Raw genomic sequence first — 13,407 nt, 5'->3', positions numbered from 1 at the left:
AGCCGCTGCCTTAATTCAGTGGCTCTTTTTTTGTTTTAAAAAGGGTCAAGCCAAGGGTAAAGAAAATTAAACTATGAAGACATCGGGAGGAATTTATGAATACAAACAGCGAAAACAAAACACCGAATCGCCTGATCCATGAGAAATCCCCTTATTTACAGCAGCATGCCTACAATCCTGTGGACTGGTATCCGTGGGGCGAGGAAGCTTTTGAAAAAGCAAAGAAAGAAAACAAACCAGTATTCTTAAGTATAGGATATTCAACGTGCCATTGGTGTCATGTTATGGAGCGTGAGAGTTTTGAAGATGAAGCGTTGGCAGCACTGTTAAATGATCATTTTATCTCAATTAAGGTGGATCGTGAAGAACGACCCGACCTTGATTCAATATACATGAGTGTATGTCAATCCATGGCAGGACGTGGAGGCTGGCCGCTAAATGTCTTTTTGAATCCAGATCAGACACCTTTTTACGCAGGTACTTATTTCCCCAAAGAATCAAGGTACGGACGGCCAGGATTCATTGATGTCATTACACAGCTTTCGGATATCTTCAAAAACAATCCTGGAAAAGTGAATCGAATCGGGAAACAGGCAGTAGAAGCCCTTCAAAAAAACCAGGAAATCCTTCGCAAAGCAACAGTTCCAGAAAGTGTTATTCATAATGCTTACAGGCAGCTAGAAAGCAAGTATGATCCTGTAAATGGCGGGTTTTCAGCTCCTCCTAAGTTTCCATCTCCACAGAACTTCTTATATTTACTAATGTATTACAAACAATCAGGAGAGAAAAAAGCCCTTGAAATGACAGAAAAATCTTTAGAAAACATATATAGAGGGGGCATTCATGATCTCTTAGGTGGAGGATTTGCCCGTTACTCTGTTGATGAAAAATGGCTTGTCCCACATTTTGAGAAAATGCTTTACGATAATGCTCTTCTTGCCTCTGCTTATGTTGAAACATGGCAATTGAATAAAAAAGAGCTTTACAAAGAAGCTGCCGAGGATATTTTTTCTTATGTCCTAAGGGACATGAAAGGAGCAGAAGGAGCGTTTCATTCGGCAGAAGATGCAGATTCTGAAGGAATGGAAGGAAAATTTTACGTCTGGACGCCAAAGGAAGTGAAAGACGTACTGGGGGAGGAAGAGGGGAAACTGTTTTGTAAAGCATATGATATAACAGAGGAAGGGAATTTTGAAGGGAAGTCGATTCCTAACAGTCTTCGCTTCGATCCTCAGTATCTATCAGATGAATATAACATCAGTAAAGAGGAAGTAAATGAAAGACTGAATATAGCTCGAAAAACTCTCTTTGAACACCGGAATAAAAGAGTGCGTCCCCACAAAGATGATAAGATACTGACCTCCTGGAACGGTCTGATGATTGCAGCCTTGGCGAAAGCTGGACGTGCTTTTGGAGAAAGTAAATATACAAAGTCAGCTCAGGAAGCTGCTGTCTTTCTTGATGAGAATTTATTTGAAGATGGTCGTCTGAAGGTTCGCTATAAAGACGGCGAGACAGCTAATCTTGGTTTTATCGAAGACTACGCTAATCTACTATGGGGGTATATTGAACTGTATGAATCAACCCAGCAGCTTCAATGGCTGGCCAAAAGCAAACAGCTTGCGGATGATATGATTGAATTATTCTGGGATGCTGAAAACGGTGGTTTTTTCTTTTATGGTAAAGACCAGGAACAGCTTCTTGTAAACCCTAAAGAAATGTATGATGGAGCAATGCCGGCAGGTGGAAGCGTAGCTGCAGTACAATTCCTCAGGCTTGCCAGACTGACCGGGGAAACAACTTACGAGAAAATTGTAAGTGAGCTTCAGGAAAGTTTCGCCCCATCCCTGGCAAGGTACCCAGCCGGTCATGCTTACTTTATGATAAGCGTTCTCCTTCCTAGGATGCCCATGAAGGAAATAGTACTTTTTACCGGGGAAAGAAAAGAGGACTATGAGCCATTAATTAAAGAGCTTCAGCAAAATTATCATCCTGAATCTACCTTTCATATCGTAGGACAAAAAGAGCCCTTAGGGGAAGTGGTCCCCTTTATTCGGGATTTTGAACCTGACAATGAAAAGCCCACGTTGTATGTTTGTGAAGACTTTGTCTGTAAACAACCAATAACTTCTGTGGAAGAAGGAATCAAGATGATTACCAAAGATTAATTTGGTATTTCCTAAGGGGTTGGAGGCGTGCCGCTCCTTAGGACAATTTCACTTACAAATATCAGAATATTCTGTTGTTTAGAGGAGTAGAATGAGACAGGAAGAATAATTTTCATAGGAGGCGAAAAGGTGAAAACGATCCAGCGTGAAGATATGGTTTCTTCCCTTGAGATCTTTTGCGGCATACCCCGTGACCTGCTCATTCGGCTGAACAATCAAGAATTACTTACTCTTTATGAAGAAAGAATAGGATTAAAACAGCTTTCTCTAGAAAAAGAGAAAGGTCCAAGAACGATTAGAATGAAGACTGCAATGAACAAAACTAGAAACCCATCATAAAAAGACGCTGTTCTTAGTGGAAATGCTGAGATTGGCGGCTTTTTTTTGTTTTAGAGAATCAATATAGAAAAAGATCGATAGATTAAGATTTTTTCTTTTTTTCATAGAAAGTCAAACATATATTCGCTACAATAAAAGCATTAGAGGTGAGCGGTATATGAGAAAACAAACATTACGTGAATTAATCACATATATGAAACAGACAAAAGAAATTAGTGAAAACATTGCCTACTGGCATACGATTGATGAAACTCCGGCCCAAACGGAAGATTTTCCCCAAACCATTGATTCAAGGTTAAAAAAAGCGCTGGTAAACAGAGGAATTACCCAGCTATATACTCATCAAAAATCAGCCTATGACAAAGCGGTAACAGAAGGTGAAAATTTTGTGGCGGTGACTCCGACAGCTTCAGGAAAAACGCTGTGCTACAATCTTCCTGTGCTTCAATCGATTCTTGACAATGAAGACAACCGGGCGTTATATATTTTTCCAACAAAAGCACTTGCCCAGGATCAAAAGAGTGAAATTAATGAGATCATTGATGAAATGGGCGTACAAATAAAAAGCTATACCTATGATGGTGATACGGCCCCCAATATCCGCCAGATTGTAAGAAAAGCCGGCCATGTCGTCATTACCAATCCTGATATGCTTCATTCAGCGATGCTTCCTCACCACACAAAGTGGGTATCTTTATTTGAGAACCTGAAGTACATTGTGATCGATGAACTTCATACGTACAGAGGAGTGTTTGGAAGTCACGTAGCAAATGTCATTCGACGCTTAAAGAGAATTGCGAACTACTATGGCAGCGATCCTGTATTTATCAGTACGTCCGCAACCATTTCCAACCCAAAGGAGCTTGCTGAAACATTAACTGGAAAACCGACGGCTCTTATAGATAATAATGGAGCGCCAAGGGGAAAAAAACACTTCGTTTTTTACAATCCCCCCGTAGTCAACGAAGCTCTTAATCTTCGCAAAGGTGCTACTTCTGAAGTGAACAGGCTGGCAGCCATGTTTTTAAAAGAAAAAATTCAAACGATTGTGTTTGCCAAAAGCAGGGTTAGAGTGGAAATTATTTTAAGTCATCTCCAGGAGCTGGTGAAAAAGCAGCTGGGACCGAAAACGATCCGTGGCTACAGAGGAGGTTACCTGCCGAAACAAAGGCGGGAAATCGAACATGGTCTTCGCCAGGGAGAAATTATGGGAGTAGTGAGTACGAACGCCCTGGAACTAGGTGTCGATATTGGCCAGCTTCAAGTTTGTATCATGACTGGATACCCGGGAACCATTGCCAGTGCCTGGCAGCAGGCAGGCCGAGCAGGCAGACGGAAGGATGAATCTTTGATTCTGCTTGTGGGAAGTTCCACGCCGATGGATCAATACATTCTTCAGCATCCTGATTACTTTTTTGAAAAAAGTCCTGAGACCGCCCGCATTCACCCAGATAACCTTGTTATATTGGTAGACCACTTGAAATGCGGGGCTTTTGAGCTTCCTTTTCAGGAAGGAGAAACCTTCGATGGCGTGGAAATTGAAGAGGTTCTTGAATACTTGGAAGAAGAGCAGGTCCTTCACCACCGGGGTAAGAAATGGTACTGGATGAATGACACTTTTCCGGCTCACGGAATCAGTCTTCGCTCAGCTTCCCAGGAAAACGTCATTATTATTGATCAGTCTGATGTGGCAAATGTGAAAGTGATTGGGGAAATGGATCGTTTCAGCGCAATGACTCTTCTCCATGATGAAGCCATTTATCTTCATCAAGGGATTCAATACCAAGTAGAAGAATTAGACTGGGAAGAAAAGAAAGCTTATGTTAGAGAAGTACAGGTTGAGTATTATACCGACGCAAATTTAGCTGTTGAGCTCAAGGTGCTGGAAATGGATAAAAACTCCCTCTCTCCTTCTTTTGAAAGCGGATTTGGAGATGTGATGGTGAACGCCAAAGCTACCATTTTTAAGAAAATTAAGCTTTCTACCTTTGAAAATATTGGTTCGGGTCCCATTCATCTGCCTGAGGAGGAGCTTCATACCAGTTCCTGCTGGATAAGCTTTTCAAAAGATGTTTTGGAAAGATTTGGAAGGGAGCCTTTGGAACAGGGGCTGATGGGGACAGCAAATGTATTAAGGCACGTTGCTCCTGTACATGTCATGTGCGACCAAAGTGACCTGCATGTTGTTCCTCAAATGAAAGCTACTCATTCAGAGCTTCCAACCATTTTTTTATATGACCGTTATCCTGGAGGTATTGGTTTGTCTGACCAGGTATATAAGGATTTTGACACGATTCTTCAAGAATGCAGGGTGCTGATTAAGGCCTGTCCTTGTGAAAGCGGGTGCCCATCCTGTGTGGGCTCAGATTTAAACCTTGGGGAAGATTCCAAAAATTTCACTCTTCGTTTACTGAATTTACTGCTCAAGGAGGGCATCAATGGGTCTTAAAAACAAGTTGAAAAGAATGCAATCTCATCTTGGTGCCAAAGAAATAAGTAGCAAAGATAACCAGCGATCTGTTTTCTCTCGTGAAGAAACCGACAAGGAGGATAAGGAAAAAAAGGAAGTCTCTCACCGGGAAATATGGGAGAGATTTGATACGTATCCTCGTTTTTTGGATGGAGAATACATGCTGTTACGGAAGGTCGTCTATCCGTTGTCTCATTTCCATGGAAAATATCAGTTTAAAGAATTGTATGATGTTTTTCAGCAGTGGAAGACGACAGCATGTGAGCACCCTTTAAATCCTTCTTTTATGAATCCTGAAGAGCTGTTATTTTTTGATACGGAAACGACAGGCTTAAGCGGAGGAGCGGGAAATACTATCTTTCTTTTAGGGACAGCATGCGTCCAAAAGGACCAGGTCACAGTCAAACAATATTTTCTCCCCGGACCGGAAGCGGAGGTTGCTTTGTACCATACGTTCCTGAGTGAAGTATCCTCGTTAGATCATCTGGTTACCTATAATGGCAAGTCCTTTGACTGGCCTCAGGTTAAAACGAGACATACATTTGTCAGAAATGAGGTTCCAAAGCTGCCTTCTTTTGGACATTATGATCTTTTACATGGAGCGAGGAGGCTTTTTAAGCATACTCTCGAATCATGTAAGCTGTCTCAGGTTGAAAAAGAAATCCTGCAATTCAAAAGGCTGGATGATACTCCTGGATACCTTGCTCCAATGCTGTATTTTGATTATTTACAAGAAGGGCACCCAGAGATTATAAAAGGAATCCTGACTCACAATGAGTGGGATGTTTTATCTTTAATTTCTCTGTATATTGATATTTCCAAGCGAATAATCAGCAAGGGAACGGATCAACGTGAGGCTTTGGAAGTTGGACGCTGGCATGAGAGTACTGGAAATATCGACCACGCCATACAATGCTTCCATAAAGCAGAAAAATTCAGCAAAGGCGAAAATGCTGAAGCTTTATATTACCTTGGAAAGCTTTATAAAAAGAAAAAAGACCTGGAAAACGCAGTGTATTATTTCCACAAGGTAGAGGACCGTAAAGGGCTCTTTGTCTCAGAAGCCTCTATAGAGCTTGCAAAAATTTACGAGCATAGCAGAAAAGACTATGAAAAGGCTCTTTATTATACCTGGCGCTCCCTTGAATATTGGAAGGAAAGACAGCGAATCGTAAAAAGTCATAAGGCACTGGGCAATAAAGAGGAATTTACGAAACGGATCAACAGGCTTGAAGGAAAAATAAAAAAGAGATAGCAAGGAAATATTTTGGAGGCAAGCCCATTGATATTTCCCGGGTAAGCGCAAAAAAAGTGTTATTTCCCTTTAATCATTCTTTAATTGACAAAGAAAAGTCAATTTTTAGGGAAAAACGTAGTTTTTGTCGCTCGCCGAATGAAGAAAGTGTTGAAAATAGGTGAATTCCCTAGTACAAGTTCACCGGCTCCTACATAGGTTGATAGTAACTTGATATAGGAGGTCAATGAACATGTTTGGAAGACACCACAGACCAAGACCAAAAGTTTTGCCGACTGTTATGCATCCAACTAAGTGTCACGTAAAACATCATTGCTGTGAGTATATTGTTCCAGAAGTGCACCCAAGCCACACGACGAATGTAACGCATCATAACTATAAGCATCTTCATTCGTTCCCGCATACTGAATCTGCGGTAGATCAAATTACTCATCAGCATTTTGTTGCCGGACCAGGTGCGCCTGGCCCTCAAGTAGCCGGAGCCCATATGCCAGGGCCAGGGATGATGGGACCGCAAGTAGCCGGAGCCCACATGCCAGGGCCAGGGATGATGGGACCACAGGTAGCTGGAGCCCATATGCCAGGGAAAAAAGGACCAATGGGACCACAGGTAGCTGGAGCCCATATGCCTGGACCTAAATGCCATAATAGGCCAAAGTTTTTTTAAGTCATACCAACAAGCCGGCATAATTTATTTCTATGCCGGTTATGTTTCCTTTACTTTGTAGACAAGCTCAGGAGGAGAAGGATGGACGTTTTAGCTGTAAGTGGTTACAAGCCTCATGAATTAGGTATTTTTAAGCAGGATGCAAAAGAAATTCATTATATAAAAAAGACTATTGAAGGGAAACTCATCTCTTTCATTGAGGAAGGACTGACATGGGTAGTTATATCAGGACAGCCGGGAGTTGAGCTGTGGGCAGGAGAAGTGGTGAGTGAGCTGAAAAGGGAGTACTCGCATATTAAACTGGCCATTCTGGCTCCTTTTTATAACCAGGAGCAGATATGGAATGAGCATCAGCAAGAACAGTACCAGCTTTTATTGGAAGAAGCTGATTTTGTTGACGTCATCTCTAAAAAAGAATATGAGGGTCCGGCCCAGTTAAAAGCCAAAAATGACTTTATTATTACAAAAACAGACGGCCTTTTACTCCTCTATCATGAAGAACAGCCTGGTACGCCTTCCTTTTACTTAAAGGCGGCTGAAATCAAAGCTGCTCATAAGGAATATCCCATTTACTTTATTACGCCTGATGACCTCCAGCAAACGGTGGAGGAAGAAGATGAAAGACTACGTGATTATTGGGAATAAAGATATAATGTGAAAGATAGGGAAAGAGCAAATTGACTTTTTTTCATTCTTTTGAAAAAATATAAAGTGAACGTTTTATGATTAAAACAGGGGCGGGGGAAACGATATGCAGCCGATTAAATTAAGCGCAAAAGATATTTTAGATAAAGAATTCAAAACAAGCATGAAAGGTTACAACAAAGATGAAGTTGATCAATACTTAGATACCATTATCCAGGATTATGAAGCTTTCCAGGAAAGAATTGATGAGCTTGAAAAAGAAGTAAGTAAGTTTAAAAAGCAGCCAGTTTCAGAAGGGCCTGTACAACAAGCAAAACAAGAGCCAGCTCAGACTACCGGAAGCACGAATTATGATATTTTAAAACGGTTGTCAAACCTGGAGAAAGAAGTGTTTGGCAAAAAGTTATATGAATAAGCTTCTTTCTACTGCCATGGTGCAGATGAATGTGCAGCCAGGAGAAGTGGAGGAAAATGTAAGGACATGCATTCAATTTATAGAGGAGGCAGCCTCAGCAGGGGCTGACCTTATCCTTTTTCCTGAACTCGTGTTAAGCGGGTATCATTTATCTCAAGATGAGTTTTCCAGAGCAGCTCTCCCGGAAAGAATCTCTGATGCCCTGGATAAACTGGCAGTGAAAAGCAGGGAAGTGGATGCAGGACTCGTTATTTCTTATCCCGAGCAGCAAGAAAGCGGTTTGTACATAACGAGCTCTTTTATTGACGGGAAAATGAAGCAACTTTTCTCAATCCAAAAGACGATGCTCTGGGGAAAGGAAAAAGATATCTTTAAAGCAGGTTTCGGGAACTTCACTCCCTTTGATACAAGGTTTGGAAAAATAGCTTTACTAATTTGTTATGACTTAGAGTTTCCCGAACCAGCAAGAGCTGCTGCTTTACAAGGAGCAGAGCTTATTATCTGCCCCTCTGTATGGAGCCAGGAAGGAAAGAAAAGGTGGGAAATACAGATTCCTTGCAGGGCTCTGGATAACCTTTGCTTTGTGGCTGGAGTGAACCGGATAGGGGAAGGAGCGTGCGGTTTGTCACAAGCTGCTGCTCCTGACGGCTCCATTCTCGTCAAAGCACAAGAAGCACAAGAAACGATTTTGTACGCTGATATGGATCTTTCATTAATAAAAAAGACAAGGGCTTCTATTCCATACTTTCATGATTATCCTGATTCCTTTGCTCCGCAGGGGCTTTCAGGAAACTCCTGGCGGGAGAAGAGCATGTAATGAGGAATGAGAAGGATGTAAGGAGGATACACTTTCTTTGATCAAGCTTTTTATTGATGGTGCGAGCGCCGGTAACCCTGGCCCTGCCGGTGCAGGTGTCTTTGTTAAAAAAAACGATGGCGAGGTGGAACGCTACAGTATCCCACTAGGCCAGGCAACGAATCACGAAGCCGAGTTTTATGCCCTTATTGAAGGATTAAAGCTTTGTGTCGCTAATCAGTGGCATGTTGTTTCGTTTTCAACTGACTCAAAGCTCGTTGATGAGTCATTCGAAAAAAGATACACTAAAAAAAGCGAATACCGCGACTTACTTGAAGAAGCATTACAATTGAGCGATCAGCTGGATTTATGTTTTGTCAAATGGATACCATCGACAAAGAACAAAGCAGCCGATCAATTATCAAAAGAAGCGGTAAGCAAATCCAAGGGAAACAAATGATCGGTTTCTCTTGTTTTGTTTTTCAGGATATGTTATATTTATATCTGTCACAAAAAATGATGCTCAAAGTGTTCGGGCAATCGCTGCGTAATTTGCGCAGAGGAAAGTCCATGCTCGCACAGCCTGAGACGGCTGTAGTGTTCGTGCCTGACCAAACAATAAGTCAGGGCAGTTTGGCTGTTAGCTGAACTGACGGCGGAGAAAACACCTACGTTCTTGAAAATGAATAAGGTGTGAATATCCTGAAAGTGCCACAGTGACGGAGTCTTGCCAGAAATGGCAAGAGTGGAACGAGGTAAACCCCGCGAGCGAGAAACCCAAAATTATGGTAGGGGCGCCTTCCTGCAGGAATTAAACTAAAGGGAAGGGCAAAGGAAAAGCATTTCCTTTTGCAGATAGATGGTTGCCCCCTGAGTGCAAGGTGATAAACCGTAGGAGCACAAAGGGACAAAACATGGCTTATAGAACACTTTGGGCCTCTGGCTGACCCCTTTATAGGGGTTTTTTGTGTATAAAGACTTTTTCATGAGTAGAACAAAGGTTTCTTCTTTACAAAAGAAGAAATCTTTTTTGTGTACTCTTTTTTCTAACGTTTATAAGTAAGATTAAGACGGGAATTGATAGCAATACCTAATTCCCTGGCGTAAGGAAAGGAGATGCTTTATGGAAAGGCTGAAAGCGTTATATATAAACACTTCTTTAAAAAGAAGTAATGAACCTTCCAATACAGAAGCGTTAATTGAAAAGTCTTCAGAATGGATGAAGTTAGAAAACATTGAGACTGAAGTGGTTCGTATAGCGGACTATACCATTATAGCGGGTATAAGCGATCACATGGGGGATGGCGACGAGTGGCCTCTTCTTATGGAAAAGGTGAAGGGGGCAGATATCATTATACTTGGGACCCCGATATGGAACGGAGAAAAGAGCAGCTTAGCATCCCTGGTCATGGAACGTTTATATGCTCAAAGCGGGGAAACGAATGAAAAAGGACAGGCGATCTATTATAACAAAGTATTTGGGTGCTTAGTAACTGGAAACGAAGACGGAGCAAAAGAAGCGGGTAAGTCCATTTTATTTGGAATGGCGAATATCGGCTTTACGATCCCTCCTAATTCCCTTGCCTATTGGGTTGGAGAAGCCGGGCCGGGACCGTCTTATATGGAAGCCGGACAAGACAGCGAATTCACGAAAAAAAATACAAAAATGATGGCGTATAACCTGATTCACTTTGCTCGTATGTTTCAACAATACCCCATTCCCGCTGTTGGAAATACGTAAAAAAGGATGAGCAGCTGCTCATCCTTTTTTAGTCATGGGAAAGATAAATCATGGCGTCATATATGAGCATGAAAAGCTCCATACAACAACCTCTCTGTCAGAAAAGAAATCGAAATAGGAAAATCAGTACAAAAAGCATACAGCCAACCTTTAAACATTTTAAACAGATATTCTTATTTATCCCGAAACTTCATTTAATTCTTTTTCCAAATCCCCTTTAATATCTTTTTTAATTTCTTTTACTTTACTCTTTGATAGTTTAGCTTTCTTTCTCGCTTTATCGATACGGTCAAGTCTGTCACGAAGGCTGATGATCTTTCCAAATTCTTTTTGTATGTCCTCATATTCATTTACTTTGTCTTCATACTCTCCATCTTTCATTTTATTAAGAAAAGTGTATAAAGAACGCAAATGCTTTGCTTGCACATATACGCCTTTAATCACTGGCAGGCCATTTTCTAAAGAATCGTCTTCTTCTTTCGCTTTTTTATATTCTTCAAGTTTTTTATGGAATTTATCTTCTTCCTCTTTAAGTTTCTCATTAGTATCGATTCCTCTTACATACTCAGGAAGGCCTTCATTCAGAAACGTTTCCCACTGTTTCTTTAAGTCATTATTTACCGTTTTTGGAAGCTTTTTATTCAGCTTTTCTTGAGATTCATTACGCTTATTTTGCGCAAAAGAAGTTAACTCTTCGTAGACCTCAGGAATGTCCTCATCACTTTCTTCCTTATTTTCATTCATTTTTTCCAGGTCTGTAAGAAAGACATCATACTTCCCTACATCTCCTAATAACTGATAAGACTTTTTAATTTGCTCAAGAAGCTCATTGTCATCCTCTACGCCTATAAATTCCAGGACTGTCTTCAAGCGTCTTCCATCCATTCTTGCCTGAAGAATGTGTTTGCGATTTTCTTCATTTTCTATACTATCGTGACAATGGTCAAAGTAATTCTCAAAGATTGGGTTAAGGTTTGTCTTCCATGCTTCTGTCGCTTCCTCATTTCCCATTACCAGACATTCTTCACATAGTAGACGCTGTTTTACTGGATAAAGATAGGCATCGCTGCGCCCACATATAATACATTGTTCGTTAGCCTCCTGGAGAATCACTCTATCCTTGTCTGTTGAAAATTTTATTTCTACGCCTTTTTGCCACCCAATATAATCTCTTAGATCGCTTGGGAGAAGGAGACGCCCTTCATCATCAAGGGTTTTTACGTGCTTTTCTTCCGTTTCCTCTAAATTTGTTTTTATTACTGATATTCGTCTTTTTTCTTCTTTTATACGAAGCTGCTGGTCATTTAGTTCTAATTCTTCTCTAATTTCTTTAGGTATGACGATTCTGCCGGAACCGTCTAACTGTCTTATTAGTTCTTTACTCACGATTAACACCTCACACGTCTTATTTAACAAGGGTTTTCCCTTTTCATAACTACTTTAATCCTTTTGCTTCAATCAGGAAGGTGGAAGGTAATGTTATAGAAAATATGAGGAAGGGTATAGACCATTATTTATTAAGAATAGAACAAGCAAGGAGGTCTATATGAGTACGAAACAAGTATTTATGACCAGTGAAGTTAGCACCCTTATAGGCAAATATACTGAAACCCGAAAAGAAACAATGAATCTTGTAAGGCCTCTTGAAATTGAAGACTTTGTGATTCAGTCCCATGAAGATGTGAGTCCCCCAAAATGGCATCTTGCCCATACGACCTGGTTTTTTGAGCAGATGATTTTAACCGCATATAAAAGGGAGTACGAAGTCTTTTCAAAAAATTACCACCGGTTGTTTAACTCCTACTATGAATCACTCGGCACCCCATTTCCAAAACATCAAAGGGGGCTTCTCTCAAGGCCAACCGTACAAGAAATCATAAACTACCGAAATCATGTTGATAGAGCAATTGTAGAGATGTTGACCACGGAGGAAATTTTACCAGATAAAATAAAGGAATTAATGATTATAGGGATCAATCATGAACAGCAGCACCAAGAATTACTGGTAACAGATATAAAATATAATTATTCTATTCACCCGCTGGAGTACCCATACTTACAGGAAGAGACGCAGGAGAGACCTGCATTAACTCTTCCGCCAATAAAATGGCACAGCTTTGAAGAAGGAATAAGTGAAATCGGCACGAATAACGAAGACTTTTCCTTTGATAATGAAAGGCCGGTCCATAAACATTGGCAGCATGCTTTTTCTATTGCCTCCCGCCCTGTATCAAACAAAGAGTTTATGGAGTTTATAGAGGACAGAGGATATGAGCGACCTGAACTCTGGCTTGCAGAAGGTTGGGATCTGGTACAAACTAATGACTGGAAGGCTCCTCTTTATTGGCGAAAAGAAGAGGGAATATGGCGTACTTATACGGTGCGTGGAGTAGAGAGCGTGAATCCAAGTGAGCCTGTCACTCATATAAGCTATTTCGAAGCAGACGCCTACGCAAGGTGGGCAGGGTACAGACTTCCGACAGAACAGGAGTGGGAGTGGGCTTTCAGAGATAACGACTATGAAGGCAACTTTTTAGAATCTGGACTGCTTCACCCCTCATCTTTTGGAGAGAAGGAAAGTGGAAAAGAGTTTGGAGATGTGTGGGAATGGACAAGAAGCCCCTATACCCAGTACCCAAGAAGCAGCCCTTTAGAAGGTGCGTTAGGAGAATATAATGCAAAGTTTATGAGTAATAAAATGGTGTTAAGAGGCGGGTCTTGCGCGACCCCTGCCTCCCACATCCGTTTGACATACCGGAACTTTTTCCCTCCGGAAAAAAGGTGGCAGTTCAGCGGATTCCGTCTTGCCAAAGACGGACAATAGTTCAAGTGATGTAAAAAAGGGCTTCTTAGCAGGCCCTTTTCTTTTCTTTAAGGCAACTTAACAGCTTCAGAGTAAGAAATGTACCTT

The 13,407-nt window shown here is 41.2% G+C and carries 12 protein-coding genes and 1 other RNA gene; 12 read left to right on the top strand and 1 reads right to left on the bottom strand.

The genetic code is table 11. The features are described 5' to 3' along the window. The first annotated feature begins 95 nt into the window (after window positions 1-95). From ACFPU1_RS03470 to ACFPU1_RS03420, 11 genes are all read left to right on the top strand, one after another. On the top strand, window positions 96-2,168 hold the full coding sequence (locus tag ACFPU1_RS03470; protein ID WP_385938661.1) for a thioredoxin domain-containing protein: 2,073 nt from the start codon (window positions 96-98) through the stop codon (window positions 2,166-2,168). Window positions 2,169-2,297: 129 nt separating this feature from the next. Further along, window positions 2,298-2,507, top strand: coding sequence for a hypothetical protein (locus tag ACFPU1_RS03465; RefSeq protein ID WP_054637040.1), 210 nt, complete (start codon window positions 2,298-2,300; stop codon window positions 2,505-2,507). A gap of 157 nt (window positions 2,508-2,664) precedes the next feature. Then, window positions 2,665-4,956: a DEAD/DEAH box helicase gene (locus tag ACFPU1_RS03460; protein WP_385938658.1), complete on the top strand. Its 2,292-nt coding sequence runs from the start codon at window positions 2,665-2,667 to the stop codon at window positions 4,954-4,956. Then, window positions 4,946-6,232: a ribonuclease H-like domain-containing protein gene (locus ACFPU1_RS03455; RefSeq protein ID WP_385938655.1), complete on the top strand. Its 1,287-nt coding sequence runs from the start codon at window positions 4,946-4,948 to the stop codon at window positions 6,230-6,232. Before ACFPU1_RS03460 ends, ACFPU1_RS03455 begins: the two co-directional genes overlap by 11 nt. 232 nt (window positions 6,233-6,464) lie before the next feature. Beyond that, the gene (locus tag ACFPU1_RS03450; RefSeq protein WP_385938652.1) at window positions 6,465-6,899 is read left to right on the top strand and encodes a spore coat protein; all 435 of its coding nucleotides are present in this window, start codon (window positions 6,465-6,467) and stop codon (window positions 6,897-6,899) included. Window positions 6,900-6,980: 81 nt separating this feature from the next. Next, window positions 6,981-7,544, top strand: coding sequence for an SLOG family protein (locus ACFPU1_RS03445; protein WP_385938649.1), 564 nt, complete (start codon window positions 6,981-6,983; stop codon window positions 7,542-7,544). Window positions 7,545-7,650: 106 nt separating this feature from the next. After that, window positions 7,651-7,959: a cell division regulator GpsB gene (gene gpsB / locus ACFPU1_RS03440; RefSeq protein ID WP_054637044.1), complete on the top strand. Its 309-nt coding sequence runs from the start codon at window positions 7,651-7,653 to the stop codon at window positions 7,957-7,959. After that, on the top strand, window positions 7,937-8,776 hold the full coding sequence (locus ACFPU1_RS03435; RefSeq protein ID WP_385938646.1) for a carbon-nitrogen hydrolase family protein: 840 nt from the start codon (window positions 7,937-7,939) through the stop codon (window positions 8,774-8,776). The genes gpsB and ACFPU1_RS03435 overlap by 23 nt, the downstream gene beginning before the upstream one ends. A gap of 37 nt (window positions 8,777-8,813) precedes the next feature. Then, the gene (locus ACFPU1_RS03430) at window positions 8,814-9,215 is read left to right on the top strand and encodes a reverse transcriptase-like protein (RefSeq protein ID WP_054637046.1); all 402 of its coding nucleotides are present in this window, start codon (window positions 8,814-8,816) and stop codon (window positions 9,213-9,215) included. 68 nt (window positions 9,216-9,283) lie between these two features. After that, window positions 9,284-9,682, top strand: an RNA gene (gene rnpB, locus ACFPU1_RS03425) — RNase P RNA component class B. A gap of 196 nt (window positions 9,683-9,878) precedes the next feature. Next, window positions 9,879-10,496 (top strand): flavodoxin family protein, encoded by a 618-nt coding sequence (locus tag ACFPU1_RS03420; RefSeq protein ID WP_385938643.1) that lies wholly within the window; start codon window positions 9,879-9,881, stop codon window positions 10,494-10,496. A gap of 177 nt (window positions 10,497-10,673) precedes the next feature. On the opposite strand, the gene ACFPU1_RS03415 is transcribed toward ACFPU1_RS03420, so the two are convergent. Beyond that, window positions 10,674-11,882 (bottom strand): CHAD domain-containing protein, encoded by a 1,209-nt coding sequence (locus tag ACFPU1_RS03415; protein ID WP_385938640.1) that lies wholly within the window; start codon window positions 11,880-11,882, stop codon window positions 10,674-10,676. Window positions 11,883-12,042: 160 nt separating this feature from the next. On the opposite strand from ACFPU1_RS03415, the gene egtB reads away from it, so the two are divergent. Then, the gene (gene egtB / locus ACFPU1_RS03410) at window positions 12,043-13,320 is read left to right on the top strand and encodes an ergothioneine biosynthesis protein EgtB (RefSeq protein WP_385938637.1); all 1,278 of its coding nucleotides are present in this window, start codon (window positions 12,043-12,045) and stop codon (window positions 13,318-13,320) included. The last annotated feature ends 87 nt before the right edge of the window (window positions 13,321-13,407 follow it).

Source organism: Thalassorhabdus alkalitolerans (genome assembly GCF_042656525.1).
In the GTDB taxonomy this organism is placed as follows: domain Bacteria; phylum Bacillota; class Bacilli; order Bacillales; family Marinococcaceae; genus Thalassorhabdus; species Thalassorhabdus alkalitolerans.
Note: the sequence above shows the minus strand (reverse complement) of the source record. Positions and strands in the feature narration are given on the sequence as shown.